This is a genomic window from Streptococcus mitis (assembly GCF_047463435.1).
Taxonomy (GTDB): domain Bacteria; phylum Bacillota; class Bacilli; order Lactobacillales; family Streptococcaceae; genus Streptococcus; species Streptococcus mitis_DS.
The window spans coordinates 122,389-139,512 of sequence record NZ_JASHDW010000003.1 but is presented as its reverse complement, the minus strand read 5'-3'; the positions used below and the strand labels follow the sequence as shown (position 1 = coordinate 139,512).

Genomic DNA, 17,124 nt, shown 5'->3' with positions numbered 1-17,124 from the left:
ATAGTATAATAAAAACAAAGGAGAAACAGCATGCTGAAATGGGAAGACTTGCCCGTGGAAATGAAATCAAGCGAGGTTGAGTCTTACTACCAGCTTGTCTCTAAAAGGAAGGGTTCGCTGATTTTCAAGCGTTGTTTGGACTGGGTTTTGGCCTTGGTTGTACTGGTTCTGACCTCTCCCATCTTTCTCATCTTGAGCATTTGGATCAAGTTGGATAGCAAGGGGCCAGTGATTTACAAGCAAGAGCGTGTGACCCAGTACAATCGACCTTTCAAGATTTGGAAGTTCCGTACCATGGTGACGGATGCAGACAAAAAAGGAAGTTTGGTGACTTCTGCTAACGATAGCCGCATTACCAAGGTTGGCAATTTCATCCGCCGTGTGCGTTTGGACGAACTGCCTCAGCTGGTCAATGTCCTTAAAGGCGAAATGTCCTTTGTCGGTACACGACCTGAAGTGCCACGCTACACAGAGCAGTATAGCCCTGAAATGATGGCGACCTTGCTTTTGCCAGCAGGGATTACCTCTCCAGCCAGCATCAACTACAAGGATGAGGACACTATCATCAGTCAAATGACGGAGAAAGGTCTGTCGGTTGACCAAGCCTATGTCGAACACGTTCTTCCTGAAAAGATGCGCTATAACCTCGCCTATCTCCGAGGGTTTAGTTTCCTTGGAGACATCAAAATCATGTTTCAAACCGTGTTTGAAGTGCTAAAATAAAGTAGTCATGAGAGAATGAGTACAGATAAAAGGAGCAAATCAATGCCAAATTACAATATTCCATTTTCACCACCCGATATTACAGAAGCAGAAATTGCTGAAGTAGCGGATACCCTGCGTTCTGGTTGGATTACAACAGGTCCCAAGACAAAAGAACTGGAGCGTCGCTTGTCTCAATACACACAGACGCCCAAGACTGTCTGTCTTAACTCTGCGACTGCCGCGCTTGAGTTGATTTTGCGCGTCTTGGAAGTTGGACCTGGTGATGAGGTTATCGTTCCAGCCATGACCTATACAGCTTCATGTAGTGTTATCACTCACGTAGGGGCGACCCCTGTCATGGTGGATATTCAAGCAGATACGTTTGAGATGGACTATGACTTGCTGGAGCAAGCTATCACTGAGAAAACTAAGGTGATCATCCCAGTAGAACTTGCAGGGATTGTTTGCGACTATGACCGTTTGTTCCAAGTTGTGGAAAAGAAACGTGACCTCTTTACTGCTTCAAGCAAGTGGCAAAAAGCCTTTAACCGTATTGTGATTGTCTCTGATAGTGCCCACGCTTTGGGATCTACTTATAAAGAACAACCAGCTGGTTCTATCGCTGACTTTACTTCCTTCTCATTCCACGCCGTTAAGAACTTTACAACTGCAGAAGGTGGAAGTGCCACTTGGAAAGCCAATCCAGCGATTGACGACGAAGAGATGTACAAGGAATTCCAAATTCTTTCCCTTCACGGGCAAACTAAGGAAGCTCTTGCCAAGATGCAACTGGGTTCATGGGAATACGATATCGTCACACCAGCCTACAAGTGTAATATGACCGATATTATGGCTTCCCTTGGTTTGGTACAATTGGACCGCTACCCAAGTTTGCTAGAACGTCGTAAGGAGATCGTGAACCGCTATGATCGTGGTTTTGCAGGTTCTCGTATCCATCCATTGGCACACAAGACTGAAACTGTCGAATCTTCACGCCACCTCTACATCACCCATGTAGAAGGAGCGAGTTTAGAAGAACGCAATCTTATTATCCAAGAATTAGCTAAAGCAGGAATTGCAAGCAATGTCCACTACAAACCGCTTCCGCTTTTGACAGCCTATAAGAATCTTGGTTTTGATATGGCGAACTATCCTAAGGCTTATGCCTTCTTTGAAAATGAAATTACGCTCCCTCTTCACACTAAATTAAGCGATGAAGAAGTGGACTATATCATTGAGACTTTCAAAACAGTTTCTGAAAAAGTACTAGCTTCATCAAAAAAATCGTAAAAAAGTCTTGACAAAGAAAAAACAAAGTATTAAAATAAGTTCAATAAATCAGAAAAGTAATTATTTTTGATCTTCAGGGAGCCTGTGGTGATTGTGAACAGGTGGTTGGAAGTAGTGAAAGTGGGCTGATTTTAAAAATGAATTTGAAACAATGAAAGTTCGGTGCGCACACCTTATAGTGCAACTTGTTGTTAGACAAGGTAGAGATGTAAAGGGGAATACTCCCTTTATAATTGAGGTGGCACCGCGTTACCAACGCCCTCACACAGAATTCAATCTGTGTGTGGGCTTTTTTCATATCTTGAAATCAATACTGAAAGAGGAAAAATTTTATGACAACTAAAGGTTATTTTGGACAATTTGGTGGTAGTTTTGTACCGGAGCCAATTCAGGCTTTGTTGGATGAGTTGGAAGTGACATTTGACAAGTACAAGGATGATCCAGAGTTTTTGGCAGAGTTTCGCCATTACTTGAAGGATTATTCAGGTCGGGAAACACCGCTTTATTTTGCAGAAAGTTTGACAGATCACTTAGGTGGGGCTAAGATTTATCTCAAGCGCGAAGATCTTAACCATCTGGGTTCTCACAAGCTTAATAACGTTTTAGGACAAATTCTTTTGGCTAAACGTATGGGCAAAAAACGTGTTATCGCAGAAACAGGAGCTGGTCAACACGGTGTTGCGACAGCAGCGGCTGCAGCCAAGTTTGGTATGGCCTGTGATGTCTACATGGGGGCAGAGGATGTGGAGCGTCAACGTCTCAATGTTTTCCGTATGGAGATGATGGGAGCAACTGTTCACGCAGTTGAAACTGGAACGCGTACCCTTAAGGATGCGGTTGATGCAGCCTTTGGAGCATGGATGAATGACCTTGAAGCCTTCTACGTTTTGGGATCTGCTGTAGGCCCTCATCCTTATCCTACAATTGTTCATGAATTCCAAAAGATCATCAGTGAAGAATCTCGCCGTCAAATCTTAGAAAAAGAAGGACGCTTGCCAGATTACGTTATTGCCTGTGTCGGTGGTGGTTCAAATGCCATTGGTGCTTTTTCACAGTATGTGGCTGATGAAGAAGTCAAATTGGTTGGAGTAGAAGCTGCTGGTCATGGACTTGATACAGACAAGCACGCAGCTACTATGACAAAAGGTAGTATCGGAATTGTCGACGGCATGAAGACCTATGCAGTCTTTAAGGAAGACGGAGAGTTGGCTCCAGTTTACTCTATCTCAGCTGGTTTGGACTATCCAGGGGTTGGCCCAGAACACGCCTACTTTAAAGATTCTGGTCGCGTGGAATATGTTGCAGCGACAGATGAAGAAGCTGTTCAGGCTCTCCTCCTTCTCAGCAAGACTGAAGGGATTATCCCAGCGATTGAAAGTTCGCACGCTATCGCAGAAGCAGTTAAACGTGCACCGAAACTAAGTAAAGACGACATTATCATCATCAATGTCTCTGGTCGTGGAGACAAGGACGTAGCTGAGATTGCAGATTACCTAGAAGCTAAAAAATAATAGATGGAAAAATTACAGTCTTTTCTCTCACAGAGAGCTTGTGGTTGCTGGAAACAAGCAGAGAAAGCTGTAAGGTTGGGTCCATCTGAAACGAGAGAAGAAAACATAATTCTCAAGGGAGTGCCCTTTATCGCACAGCCTGTTACAGGAAATATCTGAGACAGGAATGAGAGATAGGAGAAATCCTATAATTGAGGTGGCACCGCGAATTTCGTCCTCACGCAAGTTGTTTTGCGTGGGGATTTTTCATACAGTCGCCACGGACTAGAAGTAGAACTGAAAGGGAAATTACAATGGAACGAATCATTCATGGAGATGTCTTATCACCAATATTGGCATATATGCGCCTAAAGGGGCAACACAAGGTTATCTTAGAGAGTATTCCGAGAGACAAGGAAACAGCTCGTTTTTCTATCTTAGCCTATAATCCAGTTTTTGAGATTAAGTTTGAAAATGGAGTTCTTTATCAAAATGGGCAGGTGATTGATCGGGATCCCTTGGATTTCCTTTATGAAGTGACTTATAAGAGCCAACACCATTCAGATCTACCTTTTGGTGGAGGAGCCATTGGTTTTGTTGGTTACGATATGATTTCGCTTTATGAAGAAATTGGTCAAATTCCTGAAGATACAATTGGAACGCCAGACATGCATTTCTTCGTCTATGAGAGTTACATGGTCTTTGACCACAAGAAGGAAAAAATCCATGTCATCGAGGATGCTCTCTATAGTGAGCGTAGTCAAGAAGACTTGGAAGAAGCCTTGAACCAAGTGCTTGAGGAATTACGCATTCCTGCTCCAAATGAATTTGAAGACTTGGATCTATCTCCGTTAGACTTCAAACCCCATATCGCTCCTCAGAAGTTTGAGGAAATGGTGGAAACAGCTCGTGACTTGATTCGTAACGGGGATATGTTCCAATGCGTGCTCAGTCAGCGCTTCTCAGCAGAGGTTACTGGAAATCCATTTGACTTCTACAGAAATCTCCGCGTGACTAATCCTTCTAATTACCTTTATTTCTATGATTTTGGGGATTATCAAATCATCGGTGCCAGTCCTGAAAGTTTGGTTTCTGTCAAAAATGGCATCGTGACAACCAATCCGATTGCAGGGACACGACCAAGAGGAGCTACGGATGAAGAAGACAAGGCTTTGGCGACAGACCTGCTTTCGGATGAGAAGGAAACAGCAGAACATCGGATGTTAGTAGACTTGGGTCGTAATGATATTGGCCGCATCTCTGAAACGGCTAGTGTCCAAGTCACCAAGTATATGGAAGTGGAGCTCTTCCGCTATGTCATGCATTTGACCAGTGTGGTCAAGGGGCGTTTGCTTCCAGAACTCACTGCTATGGATGCCTTGAAAGCTACACTTCCTGCTGGAACCGTTTCTGGAGCACCAAAGATTCGAGCGATGAGACGCATCTATGAACTGGAAACAGAAAAACGGGGCGTATACGCAGGAGCAATCGGCTACTTGTCTGCGACGGGTGATATGGATTTTGCCATTGCCATCCGAACTATGATTCTCAAAAATCAAACAGCCTATGTGCAGGCTGGGGCAGGGATTGTCTACGACTCCATCGCCCAAAACGAATACCAAGAAACCATTAACAAGGCTAAATCTATGACTAGAATTGGAGAACTAAGACCATGATTTTATTGATTGACAACTATGATTCTTTTACCTATAACTTGGCCCAATACATTGGGAATTTTGCAGAAGTACAGGTTTTGAGAAATGATGATCCCAAGCTGTATGAAGAAGCCGAAAAAGCAGATGGTCTGGTCTTTTCTCCTGGTCCTGGTTGGCCAGTTGATGCTGGAAAGATGGAAGACATGATTCGTGATTTTGCTGGCAAGAAGCCGATTCTTGGGATTTGTTTGGGTCACCAAGCTATCGCAGAAGTCTTTGGTGGTAAGTTAGGTTTGGCTCCAAAAGTCATGCATGGGAAACAGAGTAATATCAGCTTTGAAGCGCCATCTGTTTTGTATCAAGGTATTGAGGATGGCCGTGCAGTCATGCGTTACCACAGTATTTTGATTGAGGAAATGCCAGAAGACTTTGAAGTGACAGCTCGTTCTACTGATGATCAAGCCATCATGGGGATTCAACATAAAAACCTACCGATTTATGGCTTCCAGTACCATCCAGAGAGTATTGGAACGCCAGATGGCTTGTCTTCTATTCGGAATTTTATCGAGAAGGTTGTAAAGTGAGGAAACTAGGATGAAAGAGATTATTGAAAAACTAGCAAAATTTGAAAATTTATCAGGTGTGGAAATGACGGATGTCATTGAGCGTATCGTAACTGGGCGTGTAACGGAAGCGCAGATTGCTTCTCTCCTTTTGGCTCTTAAGATGAAGGGGGAAACACCTGAAGAACGCACAGCCATTGCCCAAGTCATGAGAGGGCATGCCCAACATATTCCAACTGAGATTCATGATGCCATGGACAACTGTGGTACTGGTGGGGACAAGTCTTTCAGCTTTAATATCTCTACAACTGCAGCCTTTGTCTTGGCTGGTGGGGGTGTTCACATGGCCAAGCACGGTAACCGCTCGATTTCTTCTAAATCTGGTTCTGCAGACGTTCTCGAAGCCTTGGGCATCAACCTAGACCTCAAACCAGCTGAACTAGGTAAGGTCTTTGATAAAACTGGAATCGTCTTTCTCTTTGCTAAAAATATGCACCCAGCTATGAAATATATCATGCCAGCTCGTTTGGAATTGGGAATTCCAACGATTATGAACTTGACTGGTCCCCTGATTCACCCAATGGCTTTGGAAACACAGCTTCTTGGTATTAGTCGTCCAGAACTTCTAGAAAGTACAGCTCAGGTTTTGAAAAATATGGGTCGCAAACGTGCCATCGTTGTTGCTGGGCCAGAAGGATTGGATGAAGCTGGCTTGAATGGAACAACCAAGATTGCTCTTCTGGAAAATGGCGAAATCACCTTGTCAAGCTTTACTCCAGAGGATTTGGGAATGGAACGCTACGCTATCGAAGATATTCGTGGAGGCAACGCTCAGGAAAATGCAGAAATTTTGCTCAGCGTTCTTAAAAATGAACCAAGTCCATTCTTGGAAACGACAGTTTTAAATGCTGGTCTTGGTTTCTATGCTAATGGTAAGGTAGATAATATCAGGGATGGAGTTGCCTTGGCCCGTCAAGTGATTGCTAGTGGCAAGGCCCTTGAAAAACTCAGACTGTTACAGGAGTACCAAAAATGAGTCAGGAATTTTTAGCACGAATTTTGGAGCAGAAGGCACGTGAGGTCGAGCAGATGGAGCTGGAGAAAATTCAGCCCCTGCGCCAGACCTATCGCTTGGCTGACTATCTAAAACAACACCAAGACCGTTTACAGGTAATCGCTGAAGTCAAGAAAGCTAGCCCTAGTTTGGGAGATATCAATCTCGATGTGGATATTGTGCAACAGGCCCAGACTTATGAAGAAAACGGCGCAGTGATGATTTCTGTTCTGACAGATGAAGTTTTCTTTAAAGGTCATTTGGATTATCTACGGGAGATTTCCAGTCAGGTACAGATTCCAACGCTCAACAAGGACTTTATCATCGATGAAAAGCAAATTATCCGTGCTCGCAATGCCGGTGCGACAGTCATCTTGCTCATTGTGGCTGCCTTGTCAGAAGAACGTCTTAAGGAACTGTATGACTATGCGACAGAGCTTGGTCTGGAAGTTTTAGTGGAGACTCACAATCTAGCTGAACTAGAGGTAGCTCACAGACTTGGTGCCCAGATTATCGGGGTCAATAACCGCAACTTGACCACCTTTGAAGTTGACTTGCAGACCAGTGTAGATTTGTCCCAGCACTTTAAGGAAGGACGCTATTACATTTCTGAATCTGCTATTTTCACAGGGCAGGATGCGGAACGAGTAGCCCCATACTTTAACGGAATTTTGGTGGGAACAGCTCTCATGCAGGCAGAAGATGTAGCCCAGAGAATCAAGGAGTTGCAGATTGACAAAGGTTAAAATTTGCGGACTATCGACTAAAGAAGCGGTGGAAACAGCCGTTTCAGCAGGAGCCGACTACATCGGTTTTGTCTTTGCACCTAGTAAAAGACAGGTGACCTTGGATCAGGCTGCTGAGCTGGCAAAGCTTATTCCTGCAGATGTCAAAAAGGTTGGTGTGTTTGTTTCACCAAGTCGGGCAGAACTGCTAGAAACGATTGACAACGTTGGCTTGGACTTGGTTCAAGTTCACGGTCAGGTGGCAGATGATTTATTTGAGAATTTGCCTTGTGCCAGTATTCAGGCTGTTCAGGTGGATGGCGAGGGTCATGTGCCCAATTCTCAAGCAGATTATCTACTCTTTGATGCTCCTGTGGCAGGAAGTGGCCAGACCTTTGACTGGGGTCAACTAGATACGACAGAACTAGCTCAGCCCTTCTTTATCGCAGGTGGGCTTAATGAAGAAAATGTAGCAAAAGCAATTCAACACTTTACTCCCTATGCAGTCGATGTATCGAGCGGAGTGGAGACAGATGGACAAAAAGATCAGGAAAAGATTAGAAGATTTATAGAGAGGGCAAAGAATGGCATATCAAGAACCAAATAAAGATGGATTTTACGGAAAATTCGGAGGACGTTTCGTCCCAGAAACATTGATGACAGCAGTTTTGGAGTTGGAGAAAGCTTACCGTGAAAGTCAGGCAGACCCAAGTTTCCAAGAGGAATTAAACCAACTTTTGCGCCAGTATGTAGGACGTGAAACTCCTCTTTACTACGCAAAAAACTTGACCCAGCATATTGGCGGAGCCAAGATTTATCTTAAACGTGAAGACCTCAACCATACAGGGGCCCACAAGATTAACAATGCCTTAGGACAAGTTTTGCTTGCCAAACGCATGGGTAAAAAGAAAATTATCGCTGAAACAGGTGCTGGTCAGCACGGTGTGGCAACTGCAACAGCTGCGGCCCTCTTTAATATGGAATGTACCATCTACATGGGTGAGGAGGATGTCAAACGCCAAGCCCTTAATGTCTTCCGTATGGAGCTTTTGGGAGCCAAGGTCGAGGCTGTGACTGATGGTTCGCGCGTGCTCAAGGATGCGGTCAATGCAGCTCTTCGTTCATGGGTGGCTAATATCGATGATACCCACTATATCCTTGGTTCTGCCTTGGGGCCTCACCCATTCCCAGAAATCGTCCGTGACTTCCAAAGTGTCATCGGTAGGGAAGCCAAACAACAGTACCGTGACTTGACAGGTCAAGATTTACCAGATGCTCTAGTAGCCTGTGTTGGTGGTGGGTCGAATGCTATCGGTCTCTTCCATCCATTTGTAGAAGATGAATCAGTAGCTATGTATGGAGCTGAAGCAGCAGGACTTGGTGTGGATACAGAGCATCACGCAGCTACCTTGACCAAGGGTCGTCCGGGTGTCCTTCACGGTTCCCTCATGGATGTGCTCCAAGATGCCCATGGTCAAATTCTTGAAGCCTTCTCGATCTCAGCAGGTTTGGACTATCCTGGTATCGGTCCAGAGCATTCTCACTACCACGATATCAAACGTGCCAGCTATGTTCCTGTGACAGACGAAGAGGCCTTGGAAGGATTCCAACTCTTGTCTCGTGTGGAAGGGATTATCCCAGCCTTGGAATCTAGCCATGCGATCGCCTTTGCAGTGAAATTGGCCAAAGAACTTGGACCAGAAAAGTCTATGATTGTCTGTCTATCAGGTCGTGGGGACAAGGATGTGGTTCAAGTCAAAGACCGCTTGGAAGCAGATGCAGTAAAGAAGGGAGAAACTTATGCCTAAGACACTAACAGAAAAATTAAACGCTATAAAAGCAGCTGGAAAAGGAATTTTCGTTCCCTATATCATGGCTGGAGACCATGAGAAAGGTTTGGATGGACTCGGAGAAACAATTCACTTTTTAGAAGATTTGGGTGTTTCGGCTATTGAAGTTGGTATTCCCTTTTCAGACCCTGTTGCAGATGGACCTGTTATCGAAGAAGCTGGCTTGCGCAGTTTAGCCCACGGGACTTCTACCCAGGCTTTGGTTGAAACCTTGAAAACCATTGAAACAGAGGTTCCGCTGGTCATCATGACCTACTTCAACCCCCTCTTTCAGTACGGTGTGGAGAATTTTGTTAAAGGTTTGGCAGATACAGCGGTTAAGGGCTTGATTATTCCAGACCTGCCTCATGAGCATGCCAACTTTGTAGAGCCTTTTTTGGCAGACACAGACATTGCTTTGATTCCTTTAGTAAGCTTGACCACAGGGATTGAGCGTCAGAAAGAGTTGATTGAAGGGGCAGAAGGATTCGTCTATGCAGTTGCCATCAATGGGGTGACAGGGAAATCTGGCAATTATCGTGCAGACTTGGACAAGCACTTGGCACAATTGCATCATGTGGCTGATATCCCAGTCTTGACAGGTTTTGGCGTATCTAGTCAAGCCGATGTAGAACGCTTCAATGCGGTGTCAGATGGTGTTATCGTTGGTTCGAAAATTGTAAAAGCTCTCCACCAAGGAGAGCCAATTCAGGACTTTATCAAACAAGCAGTAGCTTACCAAAAATAATTACACAAGCCGCGAGTAAGAGGAAGGGCACGAAAGGAAGTCTTTCCTTTTTCTTTTGCAGGAGAAAGGCTAGGATCCCTGTTGCAGAAGCAAACTGAATCAAGATAAGTAACTCCGTTGCGCTAAAGACGATAGCACAAGAAGCTAAAAAGAGAAAATCCCCTGCGCCCATGCGGATATCGATAAAATGAGCCACAATTCCAAGGACAAGGAAGAGGACCATGACTAGATTCCAGCCAGAGAAAGCCATGAGGATTAGGTGAAAAGTCAGCCAGACTAGTAAGGGATATTCCTGATGACGGAAGTCGTAGATGCCCAGAGTCAAACCAGCAGTGATTAGGATGACTTGCCCCAAGGAAAGAAATCCCCAAGAGCAAACCAGAAAAAGGAGACCTAAACCTAGTTCAAGAAGGGCATACCAGACTGGATAAGGAGCCTTGCAGTAGCGACAGCGAAAGCGATTGAAGACCTGTGAGAGAATCGGAATCAAATCTAAGGGATGCAAGCGAGTCTGACAGGCATCGCAGTGGCTAGCTGGTAGGATAATGGATTGCTCTGGAAAACGGTCAATGACCAAACCAAGAAAGGAAGCGAGAATGCTCCCGACAAGAAAAAAATAAAAATCAATCATACTTATCTATTCGTAAAAAATAGGAGAAGTAGTATAATGGAGAAACATAGACAAGATAGTGAGGTCGAGATGACAATTCGTTTTGAAGAAAATGTGAGCACAGAAAATGCTCAGCTCGTATGCCAATGGTCCAACTCCCTGGGGAAAGATTTTCAGGAACAATGGATGGGACCAAAGATTCCTTTTCCACTGACCCTTCAAGTCTTGCAAGAGTTGGAAGGAATCTTTTCAATCTTTGAAGGACAAGAGTTTGTGGGGGTTATCCAGAAAATCAGGCAAGAAGACAGCAATCTTCATATTGGACGCTTTTTTATCAATCCCCAGAAACAGGGACAAGGCTTAGGTAGGCAGGCTTTAAGGAAATTTGTTAGTTTGGTCTTTGAAAATGGAGACATAGGTAGTATTTCTTTAAATGTCCTCGAAGCAAATCAAGCAGCCCAGCACCTTTATCAAAAAGAAGGATTTGAAATCGTTCAAATGGTTGAAGCACCTGTACGAAAATACATCATGAAAAAGGGGAGATAGAAGCAAACAAAGTCTTTTCCTGTTTTATGTAGATGTTTACATATGAAAATTGAAGTATTTTCAAAAGCTAATTGGAGTGATTTTATTCATGATAGGAAAAAGGATCTGGACAAAAATGATTGAGAAATAGTTGCTAAAAAAGCGTTTGCATGATACTATATATTGAAAGGAGGTGATAATATGGTAGAACAAAGAAAATCAATTACCATGAAAGATGTTGCTTTAGAAGCAGGAGTTAGTGTTGGAACAGTTTCACGTGTGATTAATAAGGAAAAAGGCATTAAAGAAGTAACTTTAAGGAAAGTTCAAAGGGCTATAAAAACATTGGACTATATCCCTGATAATTATGCTCGAGGTATGAAAAAGAATAGAACAGAAACTATCGCTTTGATTATTCCGAGCATCTGGCATCCGTTTTTCTCGGAGTTTGCCTATCATGTTGAGAAAGAGTTATTAAAATATAATTATAAATTATTTATTTGTAACGCTGATAGCGATTCACAAAATGAAATCGAATATATCGAAATGTTGAAACAAAATAAAGTGGATGGAATTATTGGTATTACATATTCTGATATTGACAAATATATTTTATCCGATTTACCGTTTGTAAGTATAGATAGACATTTTTCGGAAAATGTATGCTATGTTACTTCAGCAAATTACAAAGGAGGACAAACTGCAGCAGAGGAACTGGTTAGAAGGGATAATAAGCACCTTGCTTTTATTGGTTCAATTAATATGTATGAGAATGAGACTATACTCAGAAGTAAAGGATTCAGAGAAAAAGCTAAGGAATTAGGAGTAGATGTCTATAATTTTGAAATGAAAGAACCTTTAATAAATCCTGAAGATCAGATAAGAGTTTTTTTGCAATCTCATAAAGAAATTGATGGTATATTTACAATAAATGATATGATGGCTCTGAGAGTTATTAGTGTTATGAAAGAACTGGGGAAAATAGCACCTGATGATTACCAGATAATTGGGTTTGATGGTTTAAAAACTTCTGTCGATCAATCTTATCTAGTGTCTACAATAGTTCAAGATATTGGTATGATGGCAAAAGAATCTGTTGCAATGATACTGAAAATGATTAAGCGAGAAGAGATTCTAGAAAAACGAATCGTAATTCCCACATATTTTTGGGGAGATAAAACAACAAAAAAAATTTAAAAAGCGCTTGACAATTAATGAAAGCGCTGTTATAATATAATCAACAAATGAAACGTTTCAAAAACAGGCTAGAAGCTTGTTTAAAAAATAAATAAAAATGAAACGTTTCAAAAAGGAGGAAAATGATGCGTAAAGGTACAATGTTATCTGTTGTTGCGGGGCTATCGTTAGCTATACTTGCAGGTTGTAGTGGAGGAACTAACTCAAAACAAGCGAGTTCTTCAAATGATATTAAAGTCTGGGTACAATTCTCTGACGAAACCAATGAAGGAAAAGCTTGGCAAAAAGTTGTTGACAACTTTAATCAATCAGGAAAAAGTAAGTACAAAGTTGTAACTGAGTATATTCCTCGTAGTGGTAGTGGTGGAGGATATGAAGACAAGGTTAATGCTGCTATCACGACTAATAGTCTTCCAGATGTTATTACCCTTGATGGACCAAATACGGCAGCTTATGCAAAATCTAAAGTGATTACTCCGCTAGATGATTATCTAAAAGATAATAATATGGATGATGTTTTGGACAGTATTAAACAACAAGGAACTTATGATGGCAAATTCTATGCATTTGGATTTTCTGAATCGAATGTTGGTGTTTATTACAACAAAAAAATGTTCAAAGAGGCCGGAATTGCGGAATCAGAGCTTCCAACGCTAGAAAAGCCATGGACATGGGATGAATTTAATACGATTGCTAAAAAATTGAAAGATCATTATAACAAACCGGCAATTGATTTTCGTATTAATTCAAACGATGAAATGTTACCATATGCTTATATGCCGTTGATTTGGTCAAATAATGGTTCTGTCGTAAACGAAGATGGAACAAAGGCAGAAGGATACTTCAACTCAAAAGAGAGTGTAGAAGCAGTTCAATTCATTCAAAATCTTGTAAAAGAAGGTTATACAACTGTTAGTCCAGTCGAAAAAGGTTTTGAAACAGGAGAGTATCCAATGCTTTTGAGTGGTTCTTGGACGATTGCTGACATGAATGTAAACTACAAAGATATTGATTTTGGTATCCTTCCTTACCCAGTATCTAGTAAGACGAAAAAATTAGTATCCCCTTCAGGTAGTTGGCAATTAGCTGTTACGACAAAATCTGATAAAAAAGAGGCAGCATCTGAATTTGTTAAATTTGCTACAAATACAGAATCAAGTGAAATTATTAGCTTGGGGAATTCGGTCCTTCCGATTCGTAAATCTACAATTGAAAATATCAAAGATAAAGTGTCCGAACCAATGCGTTTCTTGATGGAACAAAATTCAAAAACAGCTCATGCTCGCCCAGTTGTCGTAGCATATCCTCAGGTTTCTAGAGCTTTTCAACAAGCGATGCAAGATATCAGCTATTATGAAGAAAATCCAAATGTGCAAAAAGTCTTGGATACTCGTACAAAAGAAATGCAAACTGCTATTGATCAGTCACTCAAATAATCTGTAAAAAGGAAGGAGGAAGGAAAATGTTTGGAACTACCTTCCCCTTTCTTGTTAATAGCCTAGTTTGATATATATGATTAAAGGAGATGGATATGAGTAAAGAAACTGTTGTGGATACAAAAAGACGTGAAAAAATAAAGGATAACATACTAGGTTATAGTTTTTTAGCTCCAGCTTTAATTTTATTAGGTATCTTTTTAGTAATTCCAGTTGGAATGGTCATTTATTACGCTTTTACAGATTATTATTTGTTGACACCAGATGAAAGAAAATTTGTTGGACTTGAAAATTTTATTCGATTAATAAAGGATCCGATTTTCTTAAAGAGCTTCTTGAATACGTTGAAATTTGTTGTTTGGATTATTCCAGTTCAATTGGGAGCGGCCTTAGGAATGGCTTTGATTGTTAATAAAAAGCGCAAAGGGAATATGTTTTTTAAAGTGGCTTTTTTTGCTCCAGTTGTCATGTCCTTGGTAGTTATTTCTATTCTTTGGCTTTATCTTTTAAATCCAAATAGTGGCTTATTAAATGCTATTTTAAATAAGGTAGGTATTGCTTCTCAACCTTTCTTGACTAGTCCTAAACAAGCTATGTATGCAATTGTTTTTGTTTCTGCTTGGCAGGGTGCAGGTTATCAGATGCTTTTATTTTTAGGAGGAATGCAGAATATTCCACAAGATGTCTATGAAGCTGCTGAATTAGATGGATTCTCAAAATGGGCTCAGTTTCGTTATATCACGATGCCCCTACTAAAACCAACAGCCCTGTTTGTATTGTTAACAACTTTAATTTCTGCTTTTAAGCTAATTGTACAACCAATGGTTATGACGCAAGGTGGGCCATTAAACTCAACAATTACTATGGTGTACTATATTTATCAACAAGGTTTTACTGATCGTCTTGTAGGATATTCTAGCTCAATCGCTTTAGTATTTACAACGTTAATTGGTATGATTAGCTTAGTGCAACGTCGCGTTCTGAAGGAGGATGACTAAGATGAAACGATTTAAACCAACAACAATCTTAGAATATATTCTGTTAACCCTATTGGCAGGACTCTTCCTTTTTCCTATGGTTTGGATGGTAGTTTCAGCCATGAAGCCAGAAGCGGATGTTTATAAAAATTTAACTAGTTGGCAAGCCTTCTTACCAAGTTTAAATCCCGCTGATTGGTTTAAACCTTATCAGGAAGTATTTGAGCGATTTAGTATTTTTACCTATCTAGGGAACAGCATTTTTTATGCTGGAACGTTTGCTATTGGTTCTATTATTGTCAATGCACTGGCCGGTTTCGCTTTTGCAAAAGTCAATTTTTCAGGTAAGAAAATTTTATTTGGTTTCTTACTTGCTTTACTTATTATTCCAGTAGAAACTGTGTTAATTCCACAATTTACCATTATCAATTCCTTAGGTTTGGTCAATAATCGTCTTGCAGTTATTATTCCAGGATTGGCGAGTGTATTTAATATTTACTTATTTAGGAATTTCTTTATTGCAATTCCAGAAGAGATTCTTGAGTCTGCAAAGATGGACGGAGCAAGTATCGTTAGAATTTTCTTTAAAATTATGCTTCCAATGTCTAAACCTGCAGTTGCCACAGTTGGCGTTTTATCATTTATTTCAAGCTGGAATGATTATATTTGGCCATTGATGGTTTTGACAGATTCTTCTAAATTTTCAATGCAGGTTGCAATTACAACTATTAATACAACTCAACCAGTTTATATCAATCAGGTAATGGCTGTATTAACTATTTCAACGATTCCGTTGATTTTGGTCTATGTAGTCGCTCAGAAATATATTGTTCAAGGTCTAGGTGGTTCCGGAACTGGAATAAAATAGGATATACTTATGATAAATAAAACATTTACAGTAGAAAAAGCCAATCGTTTTATAGCAGAAAATAAACATCTCGTAAATACTCAGTATAAGCCTGAAGAACATTTTTCAGCTGAGATTGGTTGGATCAATGATCCAAATGGATTTGTCTATTTTCGTGGAGAATACCATCTCTTTTATCAATTCTATCCTTATGATAGTGTTTGGGGGCCTATGCACTGGGGTCATGCTAAAAGTAAGGACTTGGTGACTTGGGAGCACTTGCCAGTGGCACTTGCTCCTGACCAAGACTACGACCGCAATGGTTGCTTCTCAGGATCAGCTATCGTCAAAGACGATCGCCTCTGGCTCATGTATACTGGTCACATCGAAGAAGAAACCGGTGTTCGTCAAGTACAAAATATAGCATTTTCAGATGACGGGATTCACTTTGAAAAGATTGAACAAAATCCAGTTGCAACTGGAGCAGATTTGCCAGATGAGTTAATTGCTGCTGATTTCCGTGATCCAAAACTCTTTGAAAAAGATGGACGCTATTACTCCGTAGTAGCTGCCAAACACAAGGATAATGTGGGCTGTATCGTTCTACTAGGGTCCGATAACCTAGTAGAATGGCAGTTCGAATCCATTTTTTTAAAAGGGGTAGAACACCAAGGCTTTATGTGGGAATGCCCAGATTACTTTGAGTTAGATGGGAAGGATTGCCTTATTATGTCACCCATGCGTTATCAGCGTGAGGGAGACTCATATCATAACATCAACTCATCGGTTTTGTTCACGGGTAAGGTAGATTGGGGAGAAAAACGTTTTATCCCAGAATCAGTTCAAGAAATTGATCATGGCCAAGACTTCTATGCGCCTCAAACATTGTTGGACGATCAAAATCGTCGTATCCTGATTGCTTGGATGCAGACATGGGGGCGTACCCTTCCAACCCATGACCAAGAACACAAATGGGCATGTGCCATGACTTTACCTAGAATTCTAAGATTGGAAGATGGCAAACTAAGACAATTCCCTGTTAAAAAAGGCCAATATCAAATCCAAATAGATAAAGATTGTCATTACCACTTAGGAAATGATACAGATTATCTTGAATTTGGTTATGACAGTAATGCGCAGCAAGTTTACATTGATCGTAGCCATCTTGTTCAAAAAATTCTAGGTGAAGAAGAACAGGACACTAGTCGACGGTATGTAGATATTGAAGCTAAAGAATTGGAAGTTGTTCTAGATAAAAATTCCATCGAGATTTTTGTCAATCAAGGTGAAGCAAGCTTGACGGCAACCTATTACTTAACAGTGCCAGCTGAGCTATCACGAATCGATTAAAAATTAAGTTATTTCTCCTAAAGAAAAATCTCTTTCTATAAATGTTGAAAGAGATTTTTTTGTTTGATTAGATAGTAGAGAAGGCGAAAAGATGCTTTTATACTTGAGGAGGAAGCCGTTTGA

17 protein-coding genes and 2 other annotated features are annotated in these 17,124 nt (G+C 41.2%); of the genes, 16 read left to right on the top strand and 1 reads right to left on the bottom strand.

Annotation, left to right across the window (positions count from 1 at the left end; translation table 11 throughout):
- The first annotated feature begins 30 nt into the window (after window positions 1–30).
- The 10 genes from QM843_RS02980 (at window position 31) to trpA (ending at window position 10,059) form a co-directional block, all read left to right on the top strand.
- Entirely contained in the window at window positions 31–723 is a 693-nt protein-coding gene (locus QM843_RS02980; RefSeq protein ID WP_414304475.1) for a sugar transferase, read from the top strand.
- A gap of 42 nt (window positions 724–765) precedes the next feature.
- The gene (locus QM843_RS02975) at window positions 766–1,995 is read left to right on the top strand and encodes a DegT/DnrJ/EryC1/StrS family aminotransferase (protein ID WP_414399142.1); all 1,230 of its coding nucleotides are present in this window, start codon (window positions 766–768) and stop codon (window positions 1,993–1,995) included.
- A gap of 34 nt (window positions 1,996–2,029) precedes the next feature.
- Window positions 2,030–2,261: a binding site (T-box leader), on the top strand.
- A gap of 66 nt (window positions 2,262–2,327) precedes the next feature.
- Complete coding sequence (gene trpB, locus QM843_RS02970; protein WP_414304473.1) at window positions 2,328–3,506, top strand: tryptophan synthase subunit beta; 1,179 nt, start codon at window positions 2,328–2,330, stop codon at window positions 3,504–3,506.
- Window positions 3,503–3,728: a binding site (T-box leader), on the top strand. It overlaps the preceding gene by 4 nt.
- A 71-nt stretch (window positions 3,729–3,799) precedes the next feature.
- Window positions 3,800–5,161: an anthranilate synthase component I gene (trpE, locus tag QM843_RS02965; RefSeq protein ID WP_024057629.1), complete on the top strand. Its 1,362-nt coding sequence runs from the start codon at window positions 3,800–3,802 to the stop codon at window positions 5,159–5,161.
- A complete protein-coding gene (locus tag QM843_RS02960) occupies window positions 5,158–5,724 on the top strand; it encodes an aminodeoxychorismate/anthranilate synthase component II (protein ID WP_000601909.1) in 567 nt (188 codons plus the stop codon). Before trpE ends, QM843_RS02960 begins: the two co-directional genes overlap by 4 nt.
- 10 nt (window positions 5,725–5,734) lie before the next feature.
- Complete coding sequence (trpD, locus tag QM843_RS02955) at window positions 5,735–6,739, top strand: anthranilate phosphoribosyltransferase (protein ID WP_414304472.1); 1,005 nt, start codon at window positions 5,735–5,737, stop codon at window positions 6,737–6,739.
- Entirely contained in the window at window positions 6,736–7,503 is a 768-nt protein-coding gene (trpC, locus tag QM843_RS02950) for an indole-3-glycerol phosphate synthase TrpC (protein WP_414304471.1), read from the top strand. The genes trpD and trpC overlap by 4 nt, the downstream gene beginning before the upstream one ends.
- Entirely contained in the window at window positions 7,490–8,089 is a 600-nt protein-coding gene (locus tag QM843_RS02945) for a phosphoribosylanthranilate isomerase (protein WP_414304470.1), read from the top strand. The genes trpC and QM843_RS02945 overlap by 14 nt, the downstream gene beginning before the upstream one ends.
- On the top strand, window positions 8,067–9,290 hold the full coding sequence (gene trpB, locus QM843_RS02940; protein WP_084924149.1) for a tryptophan synthase subunit beta: 1,224 nt from the start codon (window positions 8,067–8,069) through the stop codon (window positions 9,288–9,290). The genes QM843_RS02945 and trpB (QM843_RS02940) overlap by 23 nt, the downstream gene beginning before the upstream one ends.
- Complete coding sequence (trpA, locus tag QM843_RS02935) at window positions 9,283–10,059, top strand: tryptophan synthase subunit alpha (RefSeq protein ID WP_094753351.1); 777 nt, start codon at window positions 9,283–9,285, stop codon at window positions 10,057–10,059. Before trpB (QM843_RS02940) ends, trpA begins: the two co-directional genes overlap by 8 nt.
- On the opposite strand, the gene QM843_RS02930 is transcribed toward trpA, so the two are convergent.
- Window positions 10,031–10,690, bottom strand: coding sequence for a prepilin peptidase (locus QM843_RS02930; protein ID WP_094753350.1), 660 nt, complete (start codon window positions 10,688–10,690; stop codon window positions 10,031–10,033). The genes trpA and QM843_RS02930 overlap by 29 nt on opposite strands.
- 69 nt (window positions 10,691–10,759) lie before the next feature.
- Between QM843_RS02930 and QM843_RS02925 the strand changes: the two genes are divergently transcribed.
- The 6 genes from QM843_RS02925 (at window position 10,760) to QM843_RS02900 (ending at window position 17,001) form a co-directional block, all read left to right on the top strand.
- Entirely contained in the window at window positions 10,760–11,215 is a 456-nt protein-coding gene (locus QM843_RS02925; protein WP_049499338.1) for a GNAT family N-acetyltransferase, read from the top strand.
- Window positions 11,216–11,395: 180 nt separating this feature from the next.
- The gene (locus QM843_RS02920) at window positions 11,396–12,391 is read left to right on the top strand and encodes a LacI family DNA-binding transcriptional regulator (protein WP_173213096.1); all 996 of its coding nucleotides are present in this window, start codon (window positions 11,396–11,398) and stop codon (window positions 12,389–12,391) included.
- A 125-nt stretch (window positions 12,392–12,516) separates the two neighbouring features.
- Entirely contained in the window at window positions 12,517–13,827 is a 1,311-nt protein-coding gene (locus QM843_RS02915) for an ABC transporter substrate-binding protein (RefSeq protein WP_194251766.1), read from the top strand.
- Between the two features lie 95 nt (window positions 13,828–13,922).
- A complete protein-coding gene (locus QM843_RS02910; protein ID WP_000032530.1) occupies window positions 13,923–14,825 on the top strand; it encodes a carbohydrate ABC transporter permease in 903 nt (300 codons plus the stop codon).
- A 1-nt stretch (window position 14,826) separates the two neighbouring features.
- Window positions 14,827–15,672, top strand: coding sequence for a carbohydrate ABC transporter permease (locus tag QM843_RS02905; protein ID WP_194251767.1), 846 nt, complete (start codon window positions 14,827–14,829; stop codon window positions 15,670–15,672).
- 9 nt (window positions 15,673–15,681) lie between these two features.
- The gene (locus QM843_RS02900) at window positions 15,682–17,001 is read left to right on the top strand and encodes a glycoside hydrolase family 32 protein (protein WP_153210665.1); all 1,320 of its coding nucleotides are present in this window, start codon (window positions 15,682–15,684) and stop codon (window positions 16,999–17,001) included.
- The last annotated feature ends 123 nt before the right edge of the window (window positions 17,002–17,124 follow it).

Bases quoted from the DNA above. Each gene is read 5' to 3' on its own strand.
- QM843_RS02975 (WP_414399142.1), top strand. From the start codon at position 766: ATGCCAAATTACAATATTCCATTTTCACCACCCGATATTACAGAAGCA.
- trpC (WP_414304471.1), top strand. From the start codon at position 6,736: ATGAGTCAGGAATTTTTAGCACGAATTTTGGAGCAGAAGGCACGTGAG.
- QM843_RS02910 (WP_000032530.1), top strand. From the start codon at position 13,923: ATGAGTAAAGAAACTGTTGTGGATACAAAAAGACGTGAAAAAATAAAG.
- trpB (WP_084924149.1), top strand. From the start codon at position 8,067: ATGGCATATCAAGAACCAAATAAAGATGGATTTTACGGAAAATTCGGA.
- trpB (WP_414304473.1), top strand. From the start codon at position 2,328: ATGACAACTAAAGGTTATTTTGGACAATTTGGTGGTAGTTTTGTACCG.
- QM843_RS02980 (WP_414304475.1), top strand. From the start codon at position 31: ATGCTGAAATGGGAAGACTTGCCCGTGGAAATGAAATCAAGCGAGGTT.
- QM843_RS02905 (WP_194251767.1), top strand. From the start codon at position 14,827: ATGAAACGATTTAAACCAACAACAATCTTAGAATATATTCTGTTAACC.
- trpD (WP_414304472.1), top strand. From the start codon at position 5,735: ATGAAAGAGATTATTGAAAAACTAGCAAAATTTGAAAATTTATCAGGT.
- QM843_RS02960 (WP_000601909.1), top strand. From the start codon at position 5,158: ATGATTTTATTGATTGACAACTATGATTCTTTTACCTATAACTTGGCC.
- QM843_RS02930 (WP_094753350.1), bottom strand. From the start codon at position 10,690: ATGATTGATTTTTATTTTTTTCTTGTCGGGAGCATTCTCGCTTCCTTT.
- trpA (WP_094753351.1), top strand. From the start codon at position 9,283: ATGCCTAAGACACTAACAGAAAAATTAAACGCTATAAAAGCAGCTGGA.
- QM843_RS02920 (WP_173213096.1), top strand. From the start codon at position 11,396: ATGGTAGAACAAAGAAAATCAATTACCATGAAAGATGTTGCTTTAGAA.
- QM843_RS02900 (WP_153210665.1), top strand. From the start codon at position 15,682: ATGATAAATAAAACATTTACAGTAGAAAAAGCCAATCGTTTTATAGCA.
- trpE (WP_024057629.1), top strand. From the start codon at position 3,800: ATGGAACGAATCATTCATGGAGATGTCTTATCACCAATATTGGCATAT.
- QM843_RS02915 (WP_194251766.1), top strand. From the start codon at position 12,517: ATGCGTAAAGGTACAATGTTATCTGTTGTTGCGGGGCTATCGTTAGCT.
- QM843_RS02925 (WP_049499338.1), top strand. From the start codon at position 10,760: ATGACAATTCGTTTTGAAGAAAATGTGAGCACAGAAAATGCTCAGCTC.